At 71.3% G+C, this 23041-nt stretch carries 26 protein-coding genes; 12 read left to right on the top strand and 14 right to left on the bottom strand.

Annotated features, from left to right (window positions below):
- Positions 1 to 61 precede the first annotated feature (61 nt).
- Together ACHMXE_RS18590 and ACHMXE_RS18595 are read left to right on the top strand one after the other, a co-directional pair.
- A complete protein-coding gene (locus ACHMXE_RS18590; protein WP_395350564.1) occupies positions 62 to 709 on the top strand; it encodes a TetR/AcrR family transcriptional regulator in 648 nt (215 codons plus the stop codon).
- Complete coding sequence (locus tag ACHMXE_RS18595; protein ID WP_395350566.1) at positions 706 to 1938, top strand: glycosyltransferase; 1233 nt, start codon at positions 706 to 708, stop codon at positions 1936 to 1938. The genes ACHMXE_RS18590 and ACHMXE_RS18595 overlap by 4 nt, the downstream gene beginning before the upstream one ends.
- A 6-nt stretch (positions 1939 to 1944) precedes the next feature.
- Here the strand turns inward: ACHMXE_RS18595 and ACHMXE_RS18600 are convergent, their stop codons facing one another.
- Positions 1945 to 2640, bottom strand: coding sequence for a hypothetical protein (locus tag ACHMXE_RS18600; RefSeq protein ID WP_395350568.1), 696 nt, complete (start codon positions 2638 to 2640; stop codon positions 1945 to 1947).
- 115 nt (positions 2641 to 2755) lie between these two features.
- Between ACHMXE_RS18600 and ACHMXE_RS18605 the strand changes: the two genes are divergently transcribed.
- A complete protein-coding gene (locus tag ACHMXE_RS18605) occupies positions 2756 to 3679 on the top strand; it encodes a helix-turn-helix domain-containing protein (RefSeq protein ID WP_395350570.1) in 924 nt (307 codons plus the stop codon).
- Between the two features lie 125 nt (positions 3680 to 3804).
- Positions 3805 to 4107, top strand: coding sequence for a DUF1330 domain-containing protein (locus ACHMXE_RS18610; protein ID WP_395350572.1), 303 nt, complete (start codon positions 3805 to 3807; stop codon positions 4105 to 4107).
- 129 nt (positions 4108 to 4236) lie between these two features.
- Here the strand turns inward: ACHMXE_RS18610 and ACHMXE_RS18615 are convergent, their stop codons facing one another.
- From ACHMXE_RS18615 to ACHMXE_RS18625, 3 genes are all read right to left on the bottom strand, one after another.
- Positions 4237 to 4644, bottom strand: a complete 408-nt coding sequence (locus ACHMXE_RS18615) for an H-NS family nucleoid-associated regulatory protein (protein ID WP_395350574.1) — start codon at positions 4642 to 4644, stop codon at positions 4237 to 4239.
- A gap of 367 nt (positions 4645 to 5011) precedes the next feature.
- Positions 5012 to 5719 carry a M23 family metallopeptidase gene (locus tag ACHMXE_RS18620; RefSeq protein ID WP_281080837.1) on the bottom strand — a complete coding sequence of 236 codons (708 nt, stop codon included), beginning with the start codon at positions 5717 to 5719 and terminating at the stop codon, positions 5012 to 5014.
- Between the two features lie 157 nt (positions 5720 to 5876).
- Complete coding sequence (locus tag ACHMXE_RS18625; RefSeq protein ID WP_395350576.1) at positions 5877 to 6905, bottom strand: diguanylate cyclase domain-containing protein; 1029 nt, start codon at positions 6903 to 6905, stop codon at positions 5877 to 5879.
- A gap of 31 nt (positions 6906 to 6936) precedes the next feature.
- Here ACHMXE_RS18625 and ACHMXE_RS18630 point away from each other — a divergent pair, with 31 nt between their 5' ends.
- Entirely contained in the window at positions 6937 to 7344 is a 408-nt protein-coding gene (locus tag ACHMXE_RS18630) for a hypothetical protein (RefSeq protein ID WP_395350578.1), read from the top strand.
- On the opposite strand, the gene ACHMXE_RS18635 is transcribed toward ACHMXE_RS18630, so the two are convergent.
- Positions 7345 to 7749 carry an ArsR/SmtB family transcription factor gene (locus ACHMXE_RS18635; protein ID WP_395350580.1) on the bottom strand — a complete coding sequence of 135 codons (405 nt, stop codon included), beginning with the start codon at positions 7747 to 7749 and terminating at the stop codon, positions 7345 to 7347.
- A 148-nt stretch (positions 7750 to 7897) separates the two neighbouring features.
- Between ACHMXE_RS18635 and ACHMXE_RS18640 the strand changes: the two genes are divergently transcribed.
- Positions 7898 to 9094 carry an MFS transporter gene (locus ACHMXE_RS18640; RefSeq protein WP_395350582.1) on the top strand — a complete coding sequence of 399 codons (1197 nt, stop codon included), beginning with the start codon at positions 7898 to 7900 and terminating at the stop codon, positions 9092 to 9094.
- Between the two features lie 8 nt (positions 9095 to 9102).
- Here ACHMXE_RS18640 and metC read toward each other — a convergent pair whose 3' ends face one another.
- The 4 genes from metC to ACHMXE_RS18660 form a co-directional block, all read right to left on the bottom strand.
- On the bottom strand, positions 9103 to 10305 hold the full coding sequence (gene metC / locus ACHMXE_RS18645; protein WP_395350584.1) for a cystathionine beta-lyase: 1203 nt from the start codon (positions 10303 to 10305) through the stop codon (positions 9103 to 9105).
- Between the two features lie 35 nt (positions 10306 to 10340).
- Positions 10341 to 11330 carry a tripartite tricarboxylate transporter substrate binding protein gene (locus ACHMXE_RS18650; RefSeq protein ID WP_203206308.1) on the bottom strand — a complete coding sequence of 330 codons (990 nt, stop codon included), beginning with the start codon at positions 11328 to 11330 and terminating at the stop codon, positions 10341 to 10343.
- Positions 11331 to 11473: 143 nt separating this feature from the next.
- Positions 11474 to 13054, bottom strand: a complete 1581-nt coding sequence (locus ACHMXE_RS18655; protein WP_395350586.1) for a rhodanese-like domain-containing protein — start codon at positions 13052 to 13054, stop codon at positions 11474 to 11476.
- 36 nt (positions 13055 to 13090) lie between these two features.
- Positions 13091 to 13681 (bottom strand): cysteine dioxygenase family protein, encoded by a 591-nt coding sequence (locus tag ACHMXE_RS18660; protein WP_209543989.1) that lies wholly within the window; start codon positions 13679 to 13681, stop codon positions 13091 to 13093.
- A 106-nt stretch (positions 13682 to 13787) separates the two neighbouring features.
- On the opposite strand from ACHMXE_RS18660, the gene ACHMXE_RS18665 reads away from it, so the two are divergent.
- Entirely contained in the window at positions 13788 to 14660 is an 873-nt protein-coding gene (locus ACHMXE_RS18665) for a LysR substrate-binding domain-containing protein (RefSeq protein WP_395350588.1), read from the top strand.
- Between the two features lie 14 nt (positions 14661 to 14674).
- On the opposite strand, the gene ACHMXE_RS18670 is transcribed toward ACHMXE_RS18665, so the two are convergent.
- A complete protein-coding gene (locus ACHMXE_RS18670; RefSeq protein ID WP_395350590.1) occupies positions 14675 to 15586 on the bottom strand; it encodes a diguanylate cyclase domain-containing protein in 912 nt (303 codons plus the stop codon).
- 13 nt (positions 15587 to 15599) lie between these two features.
- On the opposite strand from ACHMXE_RS18670, the gene ACHMXE_RS18675 reads away from it, so the two are divergent.
- Positions 15600 to 16274, top strand: coding sequence for a hypothetical protein (locus tag ACHMXE_RS18675; RefSeq protein WP_395350592.1), 675 nt, complete (start codon positions 15600 to 15602; stop codon positions 16272 to 16274).
- A gap of 59 nt (positions 16275 to 16333) precedes the next feature.
- Here the strand turns inward: ACHMXE_RS18675 and ACHMXE_RS18680 are convergent, their stop codons facing one another.
- The 3 genes from ACHMXE_RS18680 to ACHMXE_RS18690 are packed head-to-tail and all read right to left on the bottom strand — an operon-like array spanning position 16334 to position 18750.
- The gene (locus tag ACHMXE_RS18680; RefSeq protein WP_395350594.1) at positions 16334 to 17164 is read right to left on the bottom strand and encodes an urease accessory protein UreD; all 831 of its coding nucleotides are present in this window, start codon (positions 17162 to 17164) and stop codon (positions 16334 to 16336) included.
- 33 nt (positions 17165 to 17197) lie between these two features.
- On the bottom strand, positions 17198 to 17725 hold the full coding sequence (locus ACHMXE_RS18685) for a nucleoside deaminase (protein ID WP_395350596.1): 528 nt from the start codon (positions 17723 to 17725) through the stop codon (positions 17198 to 17200).
- On the bottom strand, positions 17722 to 18750 hold the full coding sequence (locus ACHMXE_RS18690) for an ABC transporter substrate-binding protein (protein WP_395350598.1): 1029 nt from the start codon (positions 18748 to 18750) through the stop codon (positions 17722 to 17724). The genes ACHMXE_RS18685 and ACHMXE_RS18690 overlap by 4 nt, the downstream gene beginning before the upstream one ends.
- 374 nt (positions 18751 to 19124) lie before the next feature.
- Between ACHMXE_RS18690 and ACHMXE_RS18695 the strand changes: the two genes are divergently transcribed.
- Entirely contained in the window at positions 19125 to 20204 is a 1080-nt protein-coding gene (locus ACHMXE_RS18695; protein WP_395350599.1) for a Rieske 2Fe-2S domain-containing protein, read from the top strand.
- Between the two features lies 1 nt (position 20205).
- Here the strand turns inward: ACHMXE_RS18695 and ACHMXE_RS18700 are convergent, their stop codons facing one another.
- Positions 20206 to 21507: a D-amino acid dehydrogenase gene (locus ACHMXE_RS18700; protein ID WP_395350601.1), complete on the bottom strand. Its 1302-nt coding sequence runs from the start codon at positions 21505 to 21507 to the stop codon at positions 20206 to 20208.
- A gap of 129 nt (positions 21508 to 21636) precedes the next feature.
- Between ACHMXE_RS18700 and ACHMXE_RS18705 the strand changes: the two genes are divergently transcribed.
- Genes ACHMXE_RS18705 through ACHMXE_RS18715 form a run of 3 tightly spaced genes read left to right on the top strand, consistent with a single transcriptional unit; the run spans position 21637 to position 23041 of the window.
- Complete coding sequence (locus tag ACHMXE_RS18705) at positions 21637 to 22104, top strand: winged helix-turn-helix transcriptional regulator (protein WP_203202414.1); 468 nt, start codon at positions 21637 to 21639, stop codon at positions 22102 to 22104.
- Between the two features lie 24 nt (positions 22105 to 22128).
- A complete protein-coding gene (locus ACHMXE_RS18710; protein ID WP_395350604.1) occupies positions 22129 to 22611 on the top strand; it encodes a GNAT family N-acetyltransferase in 483 nt (160 codons plus the stop codon).
- 28 nt (positions 22612 to 22639) lie between these two features.
- A complete protein-coding gene (locus ACHMXE_RS18715) occupies positions 22640 to 23041 on the top strand; it encodes an OsmC family protein (RefSeq protein ID WP_395350606.1) in 402 nt (133 codons plus the stop codon).

Consider the following 23041-nt stretch of genomic DNA (forward strand, 5'->3'; position numbering starts at 1 on the left):
ATGTCGTTCGATTTTGAATGTCGTATAAACTTGGACGACGTTCAACTTTGAAGGCATCGCCTTGCCAGTCCCGGAGATCCCCGGCCGCCGCGAGCGGCGGCGCGTCCAGACGCTCGACCACGTGGCGGCCATCGCCATGCAACTGTTCGAGGCCCAGGGCTACGACGCCACCACGATGGAGCAGATCGCCCAGCAGGCCGACGTGGCCAAGGGCACGCTCTACAACCACTTCGCGACCAAGGAGGCGGTGCTCGCGCACTGGATCCACCTCGAGCTCGCGGCCGACACCGCGCGGCTCGCAGCGCTGGTCGGCGCGCCCGGCGGCTTCGAGGCGCGGCTCGCGCGGCTGCTCGAGGCCTCGGCCGAGTGGTCGCGGCGCCACCGCGCCTACCTGCTCGACTACTTCCGCTTTCGCTTCCTCAACATCGAGAGCGAGCTCGATGGCGGCGGCGATTCCGAAGGCCGGCCGCGCGACCTGATCGGGCTGTTCGCGCTGCTGATCCGCGATGCGCAGCAGGCGGGCAGCCTGCGCGACGACCTCGCGCCCGAGCATCTCGCGCAACTGTTGCACCACCTGTACTTCGGCGCGCTGATGCGCTGGCTCACGCTGCCGGGCCTGGAACTGGGCGAGGAGTTCGCGGCGATCGTCGAGGTCTTCGTCGACGGTACGCGCGCCGGTGCCAAGGCCGCGCGGAGGAAGCGCGCATGAAGATCGCGGTCGTCACCTACGGCACCGAGGGCGATGCGCGCCCGCTCGCCGCGCTGTGCCATGCGCTCGATGCGGCCGGCCATTCCACGGTGCTGCTTGCCGACGCTTCCACGCTCGGCACCGCGCGGCGCCTGGGCGTGCGCTCGCAGGCGCTGGCCGGCGACATCCAGGGCGCGCTGGGCGCGAGCGGCTCGATCGCCAACGTGGTCGCGCAGAGCCACAACCCGGGCGCGGCCGCGAAGGCGCTCGCGGCCATCGCCAACGCCAATGCCGTGGCCTGGCTGCGGCAGACCGTCGAGGCGGCGCGCGGTTGCGACGCCATCGTGTCGGCGGGGCTCGCGGCCTTCGTCGGGCTCTCGGCCGGCGATGCGTTGCGCGTGCCGGTGATCGGCGCGGGCATGTTCCCGCTCACGCCCACGCGCGATTTCGCGACGCCCTTCGTGCCGCCCGCGAAGGTGCCGCGCTGGCTGCACCGCACCAGCCATCGCTTCGTCAACGCGATGCTGTGGCGCGCCTTCCGCCCGGCGATCAACGCGGCGCGCGCCGAGGTCTGCGGGCTGCCGGCACGCAGGAAGATCTGGGACGGGCATCCGATGCTCTACGGCTTCTCGCCGAGCCTGCTGCCGCGTCCGCCCGACTGGCCCGCCAACGCGGTCGCTTTCGGGCAGTGGCTGCCGCCCGCCGGCGCATGGCAGGTGCCCGCCGCGCTGCAGGCCTTTCTCGACGCGGGCGAGGCGCCGGTCTACCTGGGCTTCGGCAGCATGACGGGCTTCGATGCGGTGCGCATGCGCGCGCTGCTGGTCGAGGCGATGGCGGGCCGGCGCACGGTGTTCAACCCGGGCTGGAGCGGCATGGCGCTGCAGGGGCTGCCGGCCAACTTCCATGGGGTGGGCGACGTGCCGCACGACTGGCTGTTCGCGCGCATGGCGGCGGTGGTGCACCACGGCGGCTCGGGCACCGCGCATTCGGCGGCGCGTGCCGGCGTGCCCTCGGTGGTGGTGCCGTTCGCGGGCGACCAGTTCTTCTGGGCCCACCAGCTCATGCGTGCCGGCGTGGCACCCGAGGCGGTGGCCGGCACGCGGCTCACGGCGCAGGACCTGGCGCGCGGCATCGCCTGGACCGACGACGCGGCGGTGCGCTCGCGGGCGCGCGAACTCGGCGAGCGCATGCGCGCCGAGCAGGGACTGGCGCGCGCCGTGGCCTTCATCGAGGCCACGCTCGCGCGCTGATCACGGTCAGGGGCGCACCAGCGGGATCTGCAGGTTGGTCGGCCGGTTCTGCTCGGTGTCGAAGCCGCGGCCGTCGACGTGGCGCGCGCCCCAGAACAGCATGTCGCCGCGCAGGTGGACGAGGTCGTATTCCATGAAATGGCGGCCCGCGGCCAGGCCGAAGGGCGCGAAGCTCTTGCCGAACACGCTCTGCGTGCCGCCGACTTCCCACTTCGCATAGCCCTGGCTCGCCACCTGATTCAGCAGGTCGGCGAAGCCCTGGATCAGCGGCGTGACCTCGTAGGCCTCGTCGGCCACGAAGTCCACCTTCTGCGCGCCGGCTGCGATCGGGTGCGCGCCGCGCCAGAGCATGTGGCCCTTGATGAGGATGCGCGCGAGCGGCACCGCGCCGTTCGCGTCGGCCGAGTTGACGATGGCCAGTTCGAAGCGGTCGCCGGGCAAGGCCTTGAAGGCGCGCTTCAGGTAGAAGGGCTTGAGCGTGCCGTCGGCGTTCTTCGCGGCGCTGGGCCGGACTTCGGGCGCGATGCTGGTCCAGTCGCCTTGAATGGCTTGTTGGGTCTGTTCCTCGGTCATGGGTCTGCTCTGGTTGGAAGAAAAGGGAAGGGCGTTCGGCGCCGTGCCGCAGCCGGCGAGCGCCGCCGCGCAGGCGACCAGCGCCGTGGTGAAGGCCTTGCGGCCGTGCGATGCAAGCGTTGTAGCCATGGTCACTCCAGGGAGGCCGGCAGTGTGGAGCGGAAGGCCGAACGCTCGTTAACCCAAATCGGCAAAATGCGCGGGCCGGCATACGCTGGCAACCCACCGCCCCCTTTGCCCGCGCATGGCCCTCACCCTCGACCTGTTCGACGACTTCCATCTGCACGGCGCCTCCGCGCCCGAATGGCAGCAACGCTACCTGCAGCTGTCGCAGGGCGTGATGCGCAGCACGCTGGCCGAGGCGGTCTCGGGCGGGGTGCACGTGTTTCGCAAGTGGATGAGCGAGCGCGTGGTGCAGCAGGGCTGCCTGCCGGCCGGGCGGCTGTGCTTCGCGGTCGGCAACGGCCAGGGCGCCGGCATTCCGCGCGTGCAGGGCCGCGCGCTCGAGGACCACAGCCTGTTCCTGCTGCGCGCCGGCGACGACTTCACCTTGCAGCGCCCGCGCGGCATGGAACTGCTGGCCGTGACCTTCGAGGCCGAGCAGTTCCGCCGCTTGCTCGATGCGCGGCCGTTGCCGGCGCAGGCGCTGTGCCTGCTGTCGCAGCCGGTCTTGCGCGCGCCGGCCGAAGCCGTGGCGCGCTTGCGGCACGCCTTGCTGGGGCTGGTGCAGGGCGGCGATGCCGCGGGCGAGGAAGCCGCCGCGCGCATCGCCTTCGAGGCGCTGCATGCCGTGCTCGAGGGCGCGGCCGGTGCGCCGCCGGGCGTGGCCGGCAGCTCGGCGAGCTTCATCGTCTCGGAGTGCCACCGCATCGTGGCCGCCAGCGGTGCCGCGCCGCCCGACATCGAGGCGCTGTGCCGGCGCCTGCGCACCAGCCGGCGCAGCCTGCAGAACGGCTTCCGGCAGATGGCCGACACGACGCCGGTGCATTACCTGCGCAGCCTGCGGCTCAATGCGGTGCGCGACCGCCTGCTGGCCACCTCATCCGCGCAATTGAGCGTGTCGCAGGCGGCCGAGGCGCAGGGCTTTCATCAATTGAGCCATTTCTCGCAGCGCTACAAGGCGCTGTTCGGCGAACTGCCTTCGGCGACGCCGCGCGCGATTTCGTAGCGTCTCGCGCGCGGGACGCGTCGCAGACCTGCCTTTCGGCCTATTGCCGATGCCTGCAATGGAACGCGTGTCCCGGCTTTCCGCGAATGGATACTGAAGCCGGAGACACAGGAGACATTCGACAGATGCCCGCCTACATCATTGCCCAACTCGCCTTCACCGACCTCGAGGCCTACCGGCGTTATCAACGCGCATTCCCGGCCGTGTTCGCGCGCTTCGACGCGCAATTGCTCGTGGCCGACGAAGCGCCCGAAATCCTCGAAGGCGAATGGCCGCGCGACAAGGTGGTGGTGATGCAATTCCAGGACAAGGACGCCGCGCGCGCATTCCAGAACGATCCCGGCTACGCCGCGATTGCGCGCGATCGCAAGGCCGGCGCGGATGCGGTGGTGCTGCTGGTGGAGGGGCTGCGGCTTCCGGGACGATAGCCCGGCGGTGCAATTCGGCCGCCCCAAAAAGACATGCGGCCTCGAGGGCCGCATGTGCAATTCGAAAGCGCCACGGAAGACTTCGGGATGGCGCACCGGTGGTAGCGGCGCCGCCCGAAATCCGCCTTCTTATTTCGCGAGCAGTTCGTCGGGCGACTTGCCTGCTTCGAGCGCGGCCTTGAACCAGCCCGGACGCGGACCGCGGCCGCTCCACACATTGCCCTGGTCGTCCCTGAACTTGGGCGCATTGCCGGCGGCCTTGCGACCCTTGCGGCCCTGGCGCGCGGCGGGCTTCGCCGCGGCGGCCGGGCGGCCCGGCGAACGGCCGAAACCCAGTTCGGCGGCCGTGAAGCCGTACACCTCGATGGCTTCGCGGATGCGTTCGAGAACGCCGTCGGCCTCCTTCTTGCGAAGCTGATCGGCTTCTTTCTGCAGTTGTTCGATTTGCTTCTGGACCTGTTGGAATGTCTTGGCCATGGAGATGCTTTGTATTGGAGTGAGGAGAAGAGAGCTGGCGAGATTAGGCCGCGAACGCATTTTTCGTTGTCAGCAATTGTCGCAAGATCGAAATCAGGACGAGTCGCCGACAGGTGGTCTGCAAAAAATGCATCCGGTTTGGCCCATCGCCAATCCATGCCGGCATCGAATCCGGCCCACCGACTTTATCTGATAGTGAAGCGGAATCCCGGATTCCTTTTTGGGAATTGGGGATTCGGGCTGGCGGGCGTGCGTGCCGATCGGTGAATGAATTCGACTTCACCGCATCGCGCGGGATTCGCTGCCGGTCTTCGGACCTGCAATTGGACGGCGGCAAAGAACTCGCACTGGAATACCCGGATGCCCGCATTCGGTGCGCGACCGGCAATCCCAATTCGGGCCCGCCACCCAATTCCGGCGGCGGAATTTATCGCCCGTCGGCCAGGAATGAACGCGGATCGACCGCGCGCCCGCCCACGCGGACCTCGAAATGCAGCTTGACCCGGTCGGCGTCGGTATTGCCCATTTCGGCGATCTGCTGGCCCTTCTGCACGGTCTGGCCCTTCTTCACCAGCGCGCTGCGCAGGTGGGTGTAGACCGTCATGCGCGAGCTGCCGTGGTCGATCATGAGCACGTTGCCGTAGCCGCGCAGGGTCTCGCTGACCGTGACCACGCCCCTGGAAGCGGCGACCACCGGCTCGCCGAGCTTGCCGGCGATGTCGACGCCCTTGTTGCTGCCGCCGTTGAAGCCCGCGATCACCGGCCCCGGCGCGGGCCAGGCCCAGTCGCCGGTGCCGACGCGCGAGGGCGGCGGGCCCGATTCGCGCGGGGGCGGCGGCACGGGCCGCTTCGACGGCTCGCGCTCGGCGCCCGCAGTGCGCGGCGGCTCCGACGCGCCGCCCGGCGGCACGATGCGCAGCACCTGGCCGACCTCGAGCTTGTCGGGGTCGTCGATGCCGTTCCAGCGCGAGATGTCCTGCATCCGGCGGCCGGTCTTCGAGGCGATGCGATACAGCGTGTCGCCCGGCTGCACCACGTAGTTGCCGGGGCCGCGCGCATCGCTCCTCTCGACGGGCGCGTTGCCCGGGGATGGGGTGGAACAGCCCGCGATGGCCAGCGCCATCGTCAGGGCCACGAGCGGCGCGGCGTGCGTGCGCCAGTTCCTGCCTGTCGAAACCAAAACCGGATACCTCCTGGATCAAAAGCCGCCGTGCGCGGCGGGGCATGATCGCACGAGGCGAAGACGGGCCGTCCGGAAGGCGGCCGCGAGCCGGCGTAGGAGGCCGGGAGGCTCAGGCGATGACGTTGAACCAGCGCGTGGCGCTGGCGCCGTCGAAGCGCGCTTCCTGTCGCGCATGGGCGGCCTGCTCGAGCACCGCCGTGACCGGCCGCGCCGGGTCGCCGATGGCGAAGCCGACCTTGCAGTCCAGCCCGTGGCCGAGCGCGCGCGCGCCTCGCACCAGCGAGGAGCCGACGCGCTCCGCCGCCTGCGCCAGCCCGTCGCGCGGGCCGGTCAGCACGATGACGAAGGTGTCGGCGTCGACACGGCCGCAGGCATCGCCGGGCCGCACCGAACGGCGCATGCGGCCGACGAAGGCCTGCAGCAGCCGTTCGGCCGCTTCCTCGCCGAGGCGGTCGCGCGCGCCGGCGAGGCCGCCGAGCTCGACGCTGATCGCGCACCAGAGGAAGCCGGGGCTGTTCTCGGCCACGCTGCGCGCCTGCCGCACCTGCGCGAGGAAGACCTCGGGCAGCGGCAGGCCGGTGATGTCGTCGCGCGCCATGTCGTCGGGCGCGGGTGCCACTTCGGCGGCCACGTCGGCCTTGGGCATCGCCTCGGCCGCGGGGCCGGGCACGGTGAGCGCGCGCGCGGTGGCGGTGGGCACCACCACGTCGGGCACGTTCAGGAACGCGGGCCGGAATTCGCGGTTGAGCCGGCGCGCGATCAGCGCCGAGGCGGCCAGGCCCAGCACGACCAGGCAGCTGCCCATGCCGAGCAGCGAGGCCAGCGGGTTGCGCGCGCTGCGGTTCAGGGTGTCTTCGGGCACGCCGACCGCGACCCACCAGGCGGTGCCGGGCACCGGCGCGATGGTGGAGAGCACCTTCAGGCCGTCGAGCGTGAGCGTGCTGCTGACGCTGCGGTCGGCGCCGGCGATCTTCTGCCGCAGCTGCGGCGTGGCGTGATGGCCGAGGTAGCGGTCCTCGTCGCGCGAGCGCGCGACCACCTTGCCGCCGGCGTCGACCACCGAGGCGACCCAGCCCTCGGGCCAGATCTGTTCGCGCAGCACCACGCTGAAGCCCTCGGGCCGCAGGCCGACGCGCACGGCAGAGGCATCGGCCAGCGGCTGGCGCGTGGTGCGGGCGGTAGACCGCGAGCAGCGCGGCCGAGGCCTCGCCCGCGCCGGCCAGCACGTCGAGCGGCTGGCTCGCGCCGGGCAGGGCGGCGAGCAGGTGGGCACTGGCGCGCAGGCGGTCGGCCTCGCGCGCCATCGCGGCGGCGGTGCTGTTGGCCTTGTCGAGCAGCAGCTGGCGCTCGCGCGCCTCGGCCTGGTCGCCCATACGGGTGGTGACGTAGACGCTGAAGGCCAGCATCGGCACCAGCACGAAGAGCTGGACCGCGATCAGCCAGGGAATGAAGCTCGCCGGGCGCGGGCGCGCGCTTTCCGGCTGGAAAGTGGTGCGTGGGGAGAGGCCGATCCGGTTCATGGCAGGTATGCGCTGCGCTGGAACCCGAATGTAACCTTTGGCCTTAAGGAAAGGTGACTAATTGTTGCCTGGCACGGGGGCTTTTTTCACGCCCCGGCGACCGGCGGTCGCTGGCGCGTGTGCCGGCGGCGCAGCCGGGGCGTCCTGCCGCTCCTGGCGGGCGGCCGCGATCATGGCGTCGAGCAGGCCCGGGAAGCGCCGCGCGAGGTCGTCGCGCCGCAGCCGCATGTAGCGCGCGGTGCCCTCGGCGCGGGTCTGCGTCAGGCCCGATTCGCGCAGCCGCGCGAGGTGGTAGGACAGCCGCGACTTCGATCCCAGCCCCAGGAAGCTCGAGCAGTTGAGCTCGGTGTGCTCGTCCAGCAGCAGCAGGATGCGGCGGCGCGTGGCATCGCGCAGGGCGTCGTAGACGGCCGACAGGTCGATGGCTTCGGTGGCCGGGTGCGGGAGCTCGGGGGGCGACATGGCGCAGCAGGGTAACCCAGCGACACCTTCGCGTTAAGCCGAAGGACCCCAAGGGCCTCGAAGTTCAACGGTTATTGAACAAAGGCCGGCTTCGCAGTACGCTCGCGGCCCTTGTTCAACAGTCGTTGAACCAATCGGAAAGAAACGGATGCTGACAAAACTGATCTGGCTGATGGCGGGCGCGTTCGCCATCGGCACCGAGGGCTTCGTGATCGCGGGCATCCTGCCCGCGGTGTCGCGCGACCTGCACGTGACCATCGCGCAGGCCGGCCACCTGGTGATGGCCTTCGCCTTCACCTATGCGATCGCGGCGCCGGTCACGGCCACCTTGACCGCGAGCTGGCCGTTCGGCCGGCAACTGCGGCTGGCGATGGGCGGCTTCACCGTCGCCAACGTGATCGCCGCGCTCGCGCCGGGCTTCACCGCACTGCTGATCGCGCGCGTGCTGCTGGCGCTGTTCGCGGGCCTGTTCATGGCGGCGGCGGGTTCGTACGCGGCCGCCTCGTCCGAGCCGTCGCGGCGCGGCCGGGCGCTGGCGCTGCTCTACATGGGCATGACGGCCGCGACCGTGCTCGGCGTGCCGCTGGGCACCTGGGTCGGCAACAGCTTCGGCTGGCGCGCCACCTTCTGGATGATCGGCCTGCTGTCGCTGGTGTCGCTGCTCGGCCTGACCCGGCTGCGCCCGCTCACCGTGCCCTGGCCCGTGCCCAGCCTGCGCGAGCGGCTGCGCATCGCCGCGCGGCCCGACGTGCTGATGACGCTGGGCGTCACGCTGGTCTGCTTCGCGGGCATCTTCGGTGTCTACACCTACCTGTCGCCGCTGCTGCGGCTGGTGGCGGGGCTGTCGGACGACGGCGTGGCGCTGGCGCTGCTCTCGTTCGGCGTCTGCGGCGCCATCGGCAACCTGCTGGGCGGCCACATGGCCGACCGCTTCGGCGCGCTGCGCGTGGGCGGCCTGGCGCTGGCCACGCTGGGCGCGGTGCAGGCCGGCCTGGCCTGGGTCGCGCATGCGGCGCCGCCGCAGGTCGCGGTCTACCTGGTGTTCGGGCTGATCATGGCCTGGGGCGTGGTGGGCTGGTCGTTCCCGCCGGTGCAGCAGGTCACGCTGGTGCAGCAGGCTCCGCAGGCGGTGTCGGTGGTGCTGTCGCTCAATGCCTCGGCGATGTACTTCGGCATCGCGCTGGGCGCATGGGTCGGTTCGCTGGTGGTGGCGGCCGACAAGGTGCGCTCGCTGCCCTGGGTGGGTGCCGCGGGCGTGTTCGCGGCGGCCGGCCTCGCGGCGGTGGTGCGCGGCCGGTTGCGGCGCGCGGCCCGGCGCGCGCAGGCCGCGCCGCTGCCGGCCTGAACGCGTTCTCAGGCGGCGTGCAGCGCCGCGAAGCCGCGCCCGAGGTCGGCCACCAGGTCGGCCGGCGCCTCGAGCCCGACATGCAGCCGCACCACCGCGCCGCGCGCGCTCCAGTCGCTCACGCTGCGCGCCGCGCGCATGTTGGCCCAGGCCACCAGGCTCTCGTAGCCGCCCCAGGACGAGCCGCGCCCGAACAGCGACAGCGCGTCGACCAGCCGCTCGACCGCGGCCGGCGCGATCTCCGGCCGCAGCTCGAAGGACAGCAGCCCGTTGGTGCCGCTGCAGTCGCGCCGCCAGAGATCGTGGCCCGGGTGCGTGGGCAGCGCGGGGCAGAACACGGTCGCGACCTCGGGCCGTGCCTGCAGCCAGCGCGCGACCTCGAGCGCATGCTGCTCGTGCAGGCGCAGCCGCGCCGACAGCGTGCGGATGCCGCGCAGCACCAGCCAGGCGTCGTCGGGGCTCACCGTCATGCCGAAGGCGTCGCAGCGCTCGTTGAGCGCGCGCCAGGCCTCGCGCGTGGTGGCCACCGTGCCCATCATCACGTCGGAATGGCCCGAGAGGTACTTGGTGGCGGCCATCAGCGAGATGTCGGCGCCGAGCGCGAGCGGGCGGTACTGCAGGCCCGAGCCCCAGGTGTTGTCGGCCGCCAGCAGCGCGCCGCGCGCATGCGCGAGCGCGGCCAGCTTCGGCAGGTCGCACATCTCGTAGACCAGCGAGCCCGGGCACTCGGCGTAGACCAGCCGCGTCGCGGGCTCGAACAGTTGCTCGATGCCGCTGCCGTCGGCCGCGAAGAAGCTGCAGCGGATGCCGTAGGGATCGAGGAAGGAATGCACCAGGTGGCGCGCCGGCTCGTAGACGCTGTCGGACATCAGCACGTGGTCGCCGGGCTTGAGGTAGGACAGCAGCACCATGCCGATGGCCGCGAGGCCGGTGGGAAAGAGCCGCGTGCGGTGGCCGCCCTCGAGCTCGCTGACCGCATCCTCGAGCGCGAAGGTGGTGGGCGTGCCGCGCGCGCCGTAGCTGAAGACGCGCTCCTCGCCGCGCCGCGCGCGGGCGTCGCGCATCGCGGCCACGCTGTCGAACACCACCGTGCTCGCGCGCACCAGCGGCGGGTTGACCGGCGCGCCGCCCGCATGGGCCGGGTGCTTGCCGAGGTGGGCGATGCGGGTTTCGAGGGACAGGCCGGAGGAATCGGGGGGCGAGGCGGGCATGGGCTTCTTCTCTGACGTGAAGGCGGTCGCCGATGCTAGTCGGCGCGCGCGCCCGACAGCTTGACGATGCGCGACCAGCGCTCGATGTCCTGCCTGAGCTGCGCCGCGAAGGCCTCGGGCGTGTTCGCGACCACCTCGCTGCCGCCGTCGGTCACCTGTTTGTTGACCTCGGGCAGGTGCAGGGTGCGCACGATCGCCTCGTTGAGATAGGCCACGCGCTCGGGCGGCGTGCCGGCCGGCGCGAAGAAGCCGTACCAGTCCTCGAAGCGCGCGTTGGCGTAGCCGAGTTCCTCGAGCGTGGGCACCTTCGCGAACACGCCGATGCGGCGCGGGCTGGTCACGGCCAGCACGCGCAGCTTGCCGTTCTGCACCATGCCAGCGACCGAGGCGGTGGAGGTCACGAGCACGTCGACCTGCCCGCCGAGCAGGTCGGTGAGCGCGGGGCCGGCGCCCTTGTAGGGCACGTGCGTCATGTCGACGCCGTTGTCCTTCTGCAGCACCACGCCGACCAGGTGCGAGAGCGTGCCGTTGCCGGGCGTCGCATAGGTGAGCTTGCCGGGGCTGGCCTTGGCCTTCGCGGCCAGGTCGGCGAAGGACTTGAGCGGCGAGTTCGCCTCCACCACCAGCGCGAGCGGCGCCGCGTTGATCTGCGTGATCGGCACGAAGTTCTTGACCGGGTCGAAGCCCGGCGCCGCGTACAGCGCGGGGTTCACCGCCATGATCGAGACCTGCGAGGTCAGCACGGTGTAGCCGTCGGCCTTGGCATCGGCCACCGCCTTGGCGCCGATGTTGCCGCCCGCGCCGCCGCGGTTGTCGACCACGGCCGGCTGGCCCGTGATCTCGGCCAGGCGCGTGGTCACCAGGCGCGCGGTGGCGTCGTTGCCGCCGCCGGGCGGGAACGGCGAGACGAAGCGGATCGCCTGCGTGGGATAGCCGTTGCGCGCGGGCAGCGGGTCGGCCGCCGCGCCCTGCAGCACGAGGGCCGCGCTCCACGCGGCGGCGAACAACCAGCGCGCGCGGCGCATGCGGGACGGACGGTGCGTGGAAAGGCCGGAAGCAGTCGACATGGTGAACTCCTGGACGGAACGGACGAGGACGAGCGAAGACCGGACCGTGGCGCGAAGCCGCGGACCGTGGACTGGCGGAGACGGGGAACGGGAGGCGAGGGCTACGCGTGCGGCGCGCCCGGCAATCGGAAGGCGGCGCGCTCCTGCGCGTCGAGCTGCGCGACCAGCCCGGTCTCCCAGGCGAGGTAGCGGCGCGCGGCCTCCTTGTTGCCGTCGTGGCGGTCGTGCACGAAGAACAGGTAGTCGATGCAGTCGGCATCGCTGGGCAGCACGGGCGTGGCCTCGAGCGGCAGCCCGGCGGCGCGCCACGCGGCGATGCCGCCCTCGAGCAGCAGCGGTGCTGCGTGGTCCGAAAGTTCGGAAGCGGCGGCCCAGGCGGCGAGCGCCGGGTCGTCGGCGACGAGTACCAGAGGCCGCGTCTCGCCGCGCAGGTCGTCCGCCAGCCGCGGCCGGATCGACCAGCGCGCGCCCGCGATGTGGCCAGCGCGGAACGCCATGCCCGGGCGCAGGTCGACCAGCGCGACCTCGCCGTTCGCAACGCGCGCCGACAGCGCACGCGCATCGATCGTGGCGAGCGGCTTCGGCGCGGGCGCGGCAACCGCTTCGAGCGCCAACCCGCTCGCGAGCCCGCCCTCGAGCACGCTCGCGTCGTGGCCCATCTGGCGCAGCCAGCTCGCGACCGTGGGCGCGCGCACGCCGTCGCTGTCGAACAGCACCAGCCGCGCGCCGCGCACGCCCAGGTACTGATCGGCCGCCTGCAGCAGCTGCCCGCCCGGCGTGTGCTGCGCGCCGGGCAGGCTGCCGGCCGCGAATTCCTCGGGCGTGCGCACGTCACACAGGAACAGGCTGCGGCCCGCGTCGCCGGCCCAGTCGCGCACCGTGCGCGCATCGACCGTGGGCACGCCGAAGCGCGCGGCCAGTGCCTGCGCGGCGCCGCGCAGCTCGCAGTTGCCGCTGTCGTCGGCATAGCGCTCGGTGCCGCCGTGCGCGAGCGCGTGGTCGGCCAGGTACCAGCCCTGCGTGCCGTTCTCCAGCGCATAGACCGGGTTCGGAACGCCGAGGTTGATCAGCGTCTGCGCGCCGATGATGCTGCGCGTGCGTCCCGCGCAGTTGACGACGATGGTCGTGCGCGCATCGGGCACGAGTCGGCGCACGCGGTAGGCGAGCTCGCCGTTGGGGCAGCAGGTCGCGCCCGGGATGTTCATCTTGAAGAACTCGCTCACGGGCCGGCCGTCGAGCACCACCACGTCGTCGCGGCGCGCGAGCATGGCGGCGAGTTCGTCGGCGCCGATGCGCGGCGTGTGGTAGGCCTCCTCGGCCAGTTCGCCGAAGGTCTTCGAGGGCAGGTTCACGCCCGCGAACAGCGCATGGCCCGCGGCCTGCCAGGCGCGCGTGCCGCCTTCGAGCACATGCACGTCGCCGTAGCCGAGCGCCCGCAGGCGTTCGGCGGCGCGCTCCGCGACACCCCGGCTCTCTTCGTCGCCGCCGTCGTAGGTCACGACGCGCACGCCGCGGCGCGGCAGCAGGCGCGGCGCATCGAGCTCGAGCCGGCTGAAGGGCAGCGGCACGCCGTGGAACAGGTGCGACTCGCCGTACTGGCCGTGCTCGCGCACGTCGAGCAGCGCGATCTCGCCGCCGTCGTGCAGCCAGCGCTTGAGGGTCTTCGGGTCGATGGAGGTCATGGGAGAACGCAAGGGAAGGAAGCGAGGGGAACCGGTTCAGCGCCGCGTCTGCACGCCGATGCCCATGGTCTGGCAGGTGCCGGCCGCGAGGTCGTAGGCGGTGCGGCGGTCCAGCGTCTCGAGCGCGCGGCCGTACATGTGCAGGTGGCGGATGGTCTGCTCGCCCTGGATCTCGACCGAGTGGATGTCCTCGGGCATCAGCGCGATGCCGGCACCGGGCGCGACCACCACCAGCGCGGTCTCCTCGAGCCGGCCCACGCCGGGCACCGAGCCGTCGTCCAGCCGCTGGTAGACGCGGTTGTGTTCGGTGCCTTCCACCGCGGCGATGCAGGCCCAGGTCGTGTGGTTGTGCGGCACGATGCGCTTGCCCGGGCGCATCACGTTGAGATAGAGCGCATAGCTCTGGTCGGCGTCCTCGGCGATCAGGTAGCGCGCCTGGTGCTCGCCGGGCTCGGGCGGCGGGTAGTCGCCGGCCTGCCAGTACTCGGTGCGGGCGGCCAGGCCCTGCAGTGCGTCGAGCACCTCGGCCAGCTTCTCGCGCGTCGGTTCACCGCCGTCGATGGTTTTCTTCATCTGGCCGATGGCGTTCTGGACGGCCTCGCGGCGCGGGACGGATGCGGTGCTCATGCGGTTTCTCCTGTGGGGCTGCCTGATTTCTGTGCAGCCACTGTAGTGAGCCCGGCGCCGCCGAACAATCCAGCACGGGCGCAAAACACATCAATAAAATTAATGGATGCCCACGCTCGACCTCGAACTGCTGCGCACGCTCGCGGCCGTCGTCACCCATCGCAGCTTTGCCGCCGCGGCGGTGCACCTGGACCGCACGCAGTCGGCCGTCACGCAGCAGATGCAGCGGCTCGAGGAGCAGATCGGCCATCCGCTGTTCGCGAAGCAGGGCCGGCAGAAGCGGCTGACCGAGCACGGCCAGCGCCTGCTCAACTACGCGCACCACCTGCTGGCGCTCAACGACGAAGCGCTGCGCAGCCTGCGCGAGGGCCAGCTCGAGGGCAACCTGCGCATCGGCGCGCCGCACGACGTGGCCGAGACCATGCTGCCGCTGCTGCTGACCGAGGTGGCGCGCACCTCGCCGCTGCTGCAGCTCGACATCCACGTGGCGCGCAGCCCCTACCTCATGACCTCGCTCAAGCGCGGCGAGGTCGACATGATCATCTCCAACCGCATCGACACCCAGTTCGAGGGCGTGGTGCTGCGCAACTCGCCGACCGTGTGGCTGTGCGCCGCGGGCTACGTGCACGACCGCGCGAAGCCGGTGCCGCTGATCATGGCCGACGGGCCCAGCATCTTCCGGCGCATCGGCCACGAGGCGCTCGACGCGGCCGGCGTGGCCTGGACGCCGCGCTACACCTCCTCGAGCCTGATCGGCATCAAGGCGGCGCTGCGCGCGGGGCTCGGCGTGACGGCGCGCGGCGTGGAGCAGCTCGACGCGGGCCTGCGCGTGCTCGGCGTGGGCGACGGCATGCCGCGGCTGCCCGACCTGGCCTACCACCTCTACGTGCGCAGCCACGTGGTGAACCCGGTCACGCGGCAGGTGTTCGAGCACCTCAAGAAGCACCTGCGGCTGCCGCGCACGGACGCTGCGGCCTGACCGCACGGTGGCGCTCAGCGCGCCGCGGTCGAGGCGTGGGCGTGGCCGTCCTGCTTGGCGCGGTACATCGCCTGGTCGGCGGCCGCCAGCAGGTCGCGCGGCGTCTCGCCGCCGCCGCCCAGCGCGATGCCCACCGACACGCCGATCAGCGTGCGCGCGCGCGCCAGCTGCAGCGGCTCGGCGATCGCCTCGATGCAGCGCTGCGCCAGCACCTGCGCGCCCTGTTCGGCGGGCTCGGCGAGGCCGGTGGCGAGCAGCACGAACTCGTCGCCGCCGATGCGCGCCACGGTGTCGGTCTGCCGCACCAGCGCCTGCAGCCGGCCCGCGATCTCGCGCAGCGCGAGGTCGCCGGCCTCGTGGCCCAGGGTGTCGTTGAGCCGCTTGAAACCGTCGAGGTCCAGGTAGAGCACCGCCACCTGCTGCCCATGGCGCGCGGCCTGGGCCAGCGCCTGCTGCAGCCGCTCGTCGAGCAGCTTGCGGTTGGGCAGGCCGGTCAGCGTGTCGTGGTGGGCCAGCCGCGCCAGCGCCTGCTGGTTGTCGACCAGCTTGGCCAGCAGCCGGTTGAAGGCCTGCGTCAGGTGGCCGATCTCGTCGTCGCGCACCACGCGCAGCGGCGCCAGCGGCAGCTCGCCGCGCGTCATGCGGTCGGCCTGGTCGGCGGCGCGCAGCAGCGGGCGCAGCAGCCAGGTCATGATCAGGCCGATCACGATCAGCACCATCGTCACGGCCGGCGCGCGCTGCTGCAGGATGAAGGCCTGCATGCGCGCCACCGGCGCCAGCGCCTCCGACACCGGCAGCCGCGCCACCACGAACCAGCCGGTGGTCGGCACCGAGGCGATGGCCGAGATCTCGTCGATGCCCCTCGCGTTGCGCGTCGTGCCGCTGCCGCGGTAGCCCGCCATCGCGCGGTCGTGCAGCGGGTTCACGCCGTCGGGCGGGGTGGGGGGTGAGCATCATCGTCGCATCGGTCGAGGCGACGAACAGCCGGTCGCGCGGCGAGATCACGAGGATGCCGCCGGCCTGGCCCACGCGGCCTTCGAGCAGGTGGTCGAGCAGGCCGTCGGCCGTGAGGTCGGCGGTGCCGAGCAGCACGGCCACCACGTCGCCGCGGCCGTCGCGCAGCGGCACGGCCATGGGCAGGGCCGCATGGTGCTGCGCGGTGGCCTGCGCCCGGCCCACCGCGCGACGGCCGGCGCGCGCGGCCGCGAATTCGAGCGCCTCGGTCGCGAACTGGCCCTCCTGGTCGAGCTGCCTGCCGTCGGGCGTGGCGAGCGCCAGGCCGAGCGGGAACAGCGGGTTCAGCGCGCCGCGCTCCGACAGCCAGGCGTGCAGCGCCGCGGGTTGCGCCAGCAGCTCGGGCGGCACGGCCTGCGCCAGCCGCTCGAGGAAGGCGAGCCGTTCCACCAGGTAGTTGTCGACGTCGCGCGCCACGTAGGCGGCCAGCGCCGTCTGCTGCGAGGCCACCGATTGCGTCAGGTCCTCGCGCAGGAAGCGGCTGAGCTGGATGTAGCTGGCGGCGGTGCCGACGATCGCCATCACCAGCCCCATCACCAGGAGGCGGACAACCAGGCTGCGAGCGGATTTTCGGAGAGTCACTCTGGCGGCGGGTCGTGAGGCGGGGAGGTGCGGGACTGTAGCCGAAGCCTCCGCGCCGCCGCCACGGCGGGGGGGCTTCAGGTCGACCAGATGCGCGGCGTGGCGGCCGGCAGCGACCACAGCTCGGCGCGCCAGTCCTGCCACACCTGGCGCAGCAGCCGCATCGCGGGTTCGACCACCGGCGCGAGCACGCGCAGCAGCACCACCTCGGCATGCGGGCTGGTGGCACCGGCGCTGTCGGCCAGGCCATGGGCCTCGATGCGTTCGCGCGCGAGCGCGAGCAGCGCCTCGCGCCGGGCGCGCGCGGCCGGCGTGCCCGCCACGTAGAACAGCGAAGCCAGGCAGCGGTGGCCGCCCAGGCCCAGCGGGCTTTGCAGCAGCCGCTGGTCGGCCGCGTCGATGCGGCCGCGCTCGAGCCACACGCCGGGCGCCTCGATGTGCTGCAGCAGGCTGCCGCGCTCGAAGGGCTGGCGCGCATGGGGCAGGCCCAGCGCCGTCACGTCCCAGCCGATCATCTCGGCGCCGGGCTCGGCCTCGATGGCGATGCGGTTCTCGGCCATGCAGCCGCTGTAGCAGATGGCCTCGAGCGGCAGCCATTCGAGCCGCGCGCCGGCCGCCAGCCGCAGCCGGGTGCGCTGCACCGCGCGCTCGCCCTCGCTGCGGTAGAAGCGCGAGGCGCCGGGCGTGGTCACCAGGCCATGGCTGCCGGCGGCGGCCTCGACCTCGATCTCGAGCGTGTCGCCGCCCACCAGCCCGCCCGGCGGATGCACCAGCACGTTGTGGCAGACGGTGTCGCCCTCGGGGTAGAGGCTCTGCAGGATGCGCAGCGGGCCGTCGTGGCGGAAGCGGGCGACGGTGCGGTCGGCTTCGTGTCGGTAGGAGAGATGGAGGCGGGCGTGCCAGGGCATGCGGGGGAGTCTAGGTCCTCGCGGTGCGCCGCTTCAGGTCTTCCAGGCGCCGTCGTGGGCGGCGCTGGCCTCGTCGATCAGCGCCGGGCCGATGCATTCGATCGAATGCGGCGAGGCGCGGAACACGTCGCGGCACGACAGCTCGGCATCGCGCTGGTCCTGCCGCTCGCCGCGGAACACGCGCAGCCGCTCGGCGTCGATGCCGAACACCACGCGGCCGATGTTCGACCAGAAGATCGCGCCCGCGCACATCACGCAGGGCTCGCCCGAGGCATAGAGCGTGGCGCCGGCCAGTTCCTCGCGCGAGATGCCGCGGCCCGCGAGCGCGCGGATCGCGTTGGTCTCGGCATGGCCGGTGCAGTCGCCGGTCTCGCCGGTGTTGTTGTAGGCCTCGCAGAGCACTTCGCCCGCGGCCGAGACGATGACCGAGCCGAAGGGCCGGTTGCCGCGCCGGCGCGCGAGGTGCGACCAGACGATGGCCTTGCGCAGGTAGCGGCCGTCGCGTTCGTCGAGCGCGGTTTCGGCGGGAGCGGTGGGGGTGGTGGTGCTGGGGGAGTTCATGCCTTGGGAAGTGTGCGTTCGGTGCGCGATGGGAGCATCGTGGTGTTGAAGATGGCGTCGGAGGCGGGCTTGACCTTCAGACCGAAGACGTCGGCCACTTCGTCGACCTGCCGCTCCAGCGTGAGCTTGCGGATGTCGCCGAGGCCGTGGCCGCGCGTGTCGGGAGCACCCACGTACTGGGCCGTGATGTTCCAGCGCTCGCGCTCGATTTTCTCATCGAGGATGGGCTCGCGCTGCCGCATGGCCGCGATGCTCGGCCCCGGGTCGGCGAAGGTCTCGACGATGGCGCGGTTGCTCGCGCGCAGGAAGGCGGCCACCAGCTTCGGGTTCTGCGCCACCAGGTTGCTGCTCGCGAGGATGGCGTTGCCGTAGAGGTCGACGCCCGCGTCGGCGTACTTGAGCACCGACAGCGTCTCGGGCCCCATGCGCGCGAACAGCGAGACCGCCGAATCGTGGAAGTAGGTGGCGGCATCGACGTCGCCGCGCACCATCACGTTGTCGCGCGCGCTGAAGTCGGTGGTCTGCCACTGGAAGGCGTCGGCGCGCAGGCCCTGCCTGCGCGCGACCAGCGGCCAGGCGCGCCGCGTCGATTCGACCGCGGCGGCCGCCACCTTCTTGCCCGCGAGGCTCTTGAAGTCGCCGGTCACGCCGCGGTCCTTGCGGCCGATGATCACGAACGGCGCGCGGTTGTAGTACTGGTAGACGGCCTGCACCGCCGGCGTACCGGGGTTCTGCGCATTGAACTCCACCAGCGAGCTGATGTCGCCCAGCCCGAGCTGGTAGACGCCGCTGGCGATGCGGGTGATGGAAGCGACCGAGCCGGCGCCGGTGTCGATGCTCACGTCGAGCCCTTCCTCCTTGTAGTAGCCCCTGGCCAGCGCGAGGAAGAAGGGCGCGGTCTGGCCGTTGATGCGGAAGTCGAGCGTGAACTCGAGCGGGCTGAGCCGGCCGTTGCCGCCCTGCGCGAGGACGGCCGGAGCGGCGAGGGTGGCGGCGCTGGCCGCGAGGAAGGATCGACGGTGCATGGGAAGCCTCGGAATCTTCGGTTCTTGAATCCGTTCGCTCTCCTGGGACAGAGGGCGGCGGGCACTTCAAGAGCAATTTCCGGGCGGGCGCACGTTCGTGGTGCGTGCGCTGCTGAACGCTTCTACTCTTGGCTTCGATCAAGCAGAAGGCATGCCAAGGGCTCGGCGCCTTGGGTTTTGCGCTGGGGCCGGGCAGGGGCGGCGGGGGTTGGCAGGGCGCGCGCGCCGCGCAACAATCCGGGCGTGCAATTTGCAAGGCAGCTTGCGCAGAGTAGAAGCGTTCAGCCCCATCGTCATCGCGCCATCGCGGTCCGGCACGGGGTGGGAAATTGCTCTTTCAGTTCGTCCCACACGACCTCAGAAGGAGTCCGCCCATGCTCGTCACCCGTCAACCCATCTTCCGCAAGTTCTGGCATGCCGTCATGCCGCTCACCGACCTGGCCCAGGGGCCCAAGCCCTTCCGGCTGCTCGGCGAGGACATCGTTCTCTTCCTCGACGCCGAGGGCCAGCCGGCCGCGCTGCGCGACCGCTGCTGCCACCGCACCGCGAAACTCTCCAAGGGCTGGTGCGTCGATGCTGCCGGCCAGGCCTGCGCTCAGGGCGCGATCCAGTGCGGCTACCACGGCTGGACCTACGACCGCGGCGGCCAGGTCATCCGCATCCCGCAGTACGAGCCCGAGCGGCCCATTTCGCCCGACTACCGCACCACGGCCTACCGCTGCACCGCGCGCCATGGCTACGCGTGGGTCGCGCTCGAGGAGCCGATCGCCGACATCCCCGCGATCCCCGAGTTCGACGATCCCGGCTACCGCACCATCTTCCAGTTCCACGAGGAGTGGCAGACCAGCCCGCTGCGCGCGCTCGAGAACTCCTTCGACAACTCGCACTTCAGCTTCGTGCACCGCGCCACCTTCGGCGTGGCCGCGAGCCCGAAGCCGAGCAAGTACGAGCTGGTCGAGAACGAGGCGGGCTTCTACGCCGAGACCGTCATCGAGGCGACCAATCCCGAGAAATTCCACGCGATCAGCGGCGTGACCGATCCCATCACCACGCGCCACATGCGCAATGCCTATTTCCTGCCGTTCTCGCGCCGCCTCGACATCGAGTACCCGAGCGGCATCCGCCACATCATCATCAACTGCTTCACGCCGATCGACGACCACCGCATGCAGCTGTGCCAATGGCTGTTCCGCAACGACACCGAGGCCGACTGCCCGGCCGCGATGCTGATAGCCTTCGACGACGAGATCACGCGCGAGGACAAGGACATCCTCGAGTCGACCGACCCCGATGCGCTGGTCGACACGCGCCGGCGCGGCGTCGAGTACTCGATGGAATCGGACCGCCCGGGCATGCTGATCCGCAAGCACCTGATGCAGCTGCTCGCGCGCCATGGCGAGGCCGAGGTGTACCGCGGCATGGAGGCCGCGGTGCCGGTCGCGAAGGCGGCCTGATTCAGGCCGTGGCCGGCGAGGTGCTCGGTCGCGCGGCGCGCGAACGGCCCTCTTCGTAGCGGTCCATCGCGAGCCCGTCGGTACGGATCTCGGGCCGCTGGCCGGTCACGATGTCGGAGATCAGCTTGCCCGAGCCGCAGGCCATGGTCCAGCCCAGGGTGCCGTGGCCGGTGTTGAGGAACAGGTTCGGATAGCGCGTGGCGCCGACGATCGGGGTGCTGTCGGGCGTCATCGGGCGCAGGCCGGTCCAGAAGCTCGCGCGCGGCAGGTCGCCGCCCGGGAACAGGTCGCTCACCACCTTCTCGAGCGTGGCGCGGCGGGCCGGGTTCAGGCGCAGGTCGAAGCCCGAGAGCTCGGCCATGCCGCCCACGCGGATGCGGTTGTCGAAGCGCGTGACGGCCACCTTGTAGGTCTCGTCGAGCACGGTCGATTGCGGCGCCAGCGCTTCGTCGATCAGCGGCACCGTGAGCGAGTAGCCCTTGACCGGGTAGACGGGAATGTCGAGGCCCAGCGAGGCGATGGCCGCGCGCGAATAGCTGCCGAAAGCCATCACGTAGCGGTCGGCCGTGAGCACCTTGCCGGCCGTGGTGCGCACGCCGCTGATGCGGCCGCCCTCGGTCTCGAGCGCCTCGATGCCCTGGCCGAAACGGAAGTCCACGCCCAGGCCGCGTGCGATCTCGGCCAGGCCGCGCGTGAACAGGTGGCAGTCGCCGGTCTCGTCGTTGGGCAGCCGCAGGCCGCCCGCGAGGCGGTCGCGCGCGCCGGCCAGCGCGGGTTCGACGCGTGCCAGCGCATCGCGGTCGAGCAGTTCGTAGGGCACGCCGCATTCCTCGAGCACCGCGATGTCGCGCTGCACCGCGTCAAGCTGCGCCTGCGTGCGGAACAGCTGCAGGGTGCCGCCGGTGCGCTGCTCGTACTGCAGGCCGGTCTCGGCGCGCAGCGCCTGCAGGCAGCCGCGGCTGTACTCGGCCACGCGCATCATGCGTTCCTTGTTGATCGCATAGCGCTCGGGCGAGCAGTTGCGCAGCATCTGCGCCATCCAGCGCAGCTGGAACAGCGTGCCGTCGGGGCGGATCGACAGCGGCGCGTGCTTCTGGAACATCCACTTGATCGCCTTCAGCGGAATGCCGGGCGCGGCCCAGGGCGTGGAGTAGCCGGGCGACACCTGGCCCGCGTTGCCGAAGCTGGTTTCCTCGGCCGGACCGGCCTGCCGGTCGAGCAGGGTGACATCGGCGCCCGAGCGCGCGAGGTAGTAGGCCGTGGTGGTGCCGATCACGCCGCCGCCCAGAACGATGACTTTCATGGTGTTTCCGCTGATTCGAATGGAATAGCAAGAATTTATGCGTCAGAATGAAGTGGATTCCACTGTTTTGAAGCGTTCGGCAGCGGAATCCCCTGTGTAGAACCTTCCTATGCGCCGCGCGGAGTGAAAGTGCCCGAGCTCGACCGAATCGACCGCAAGATCCTCGACCTGCTGCAGCGCCAGGGCCGCATTTCCATGACCGAACTGGCCGAGCGCATCGGCCTGTCCGCCTCGCCCTGCGCCGAGCGCGTCAAGCGCATGGAGCGCGACGGCGTCATCAGCGGCTACCACGCGCGCGTGTCGCCCGAGGCGCTCGGCAAGACGCTCTTGGTGTTCGTCGAGATCAAGCTCTCGGCCAAGTCGGGCGACGTGTTCGACAAGGTCAAGCAGGAGCTGCTGCACATGCCCGAGGTGCTCGAATGCCACCTCGTGTCGGGCAGCTTCGACTACCTCGTGAAGGCGCGCCTGAGCGGCATGAGCGAATACCGCCACCTGCTCGGCGACATCCTCAAGAAGCTGCCGGTGGCGGCCGAGTCGCACAGCTACGTCGTGATGGAGGAGATCAAGGAAACCCTGATGCTCGCCACCGACCGCTGAAGGCAGGGCTACCATCGCGCGCCCATGTCCCCCGACCCGATCACCATCCGCCCCTGGCGCCTCGACGACTTCGACGCCGTCAAGGCCATCCTCGACGACACCTTCGCGAGCACCTGGCTGCCGCAGCTCGCGCCCGAGGCCGCGCGCGGCTACCGCGAGAGCGGCGAGCCCGTGGGCTACATCGACGAGATGGGGCCCGAGTTCTTCGTCGCCGAGATCGGCGGCGAGGTGGTCGGCATGGTCCACTGGCAGCGCGACTTCGTGCAGGCGCTGCACGTGCCCGCGGCGCATCGGCGCAAGGGCATCGCGCGCGCGCTCATGGCCTTCGCCGAAGCCGGCATGCGCGCCGACGGCATCGAACTCGCGCGGCTCGAGACCGACACCTTCAACACCGCGAGCCAGGGCTTCTACCTCGCGCTCGGTTATCGCGAGGCCGACCGCTATCCCGACCTCGAATGGCACAGCGGCTTCACGACCATCCTCTACGTGAAGCCGCTGCTTTCCTGAACCTCTTCTCCATCCCAAGGACACCGCCATGAGCATCTCGATCCGCCGCGACGGCACCACCGGCACGCGCCACATCCTCAAGATCCGCGACCACGAGATCGCCGTCGATGCCTCGCCGGCCGGCGGTGGCAACGACGAGGGCCCCGAGCCGCACGACCTCTACGACGCCTCGCTGGCCGCCTGCAAGGCGCTCACCGTGCTGATCTACGCGCGCCGCAAGGGCATCCCGGTCGAGGACATCGAGGTCGTCGTCGACCGCGACGACAGCGAGGAGCGCAAGGGCATCTACCGGCTCGACTCGACGCTGCGCGTGAGCGGCAACCTCAGCGACGCGCAGCGCGACGAACTGCTGCGCGTGGCGGGCAAGTGCCCGGTGCACAAGCTCATGACCGAAGTGAAGACCGAGATCCAGACCCGCTGGGCCGACTAG

The sequence above is a fragment of the Variovorax sp. UC122_21 genome (assembly GCF_044056785.1).
Taxonomy (GTDB): domain Bacteria; phylum Pseudomonadota; class Gammaproteobacteria; order Burkholderiales; family Burkholderiaceae_C; genus Variovorax.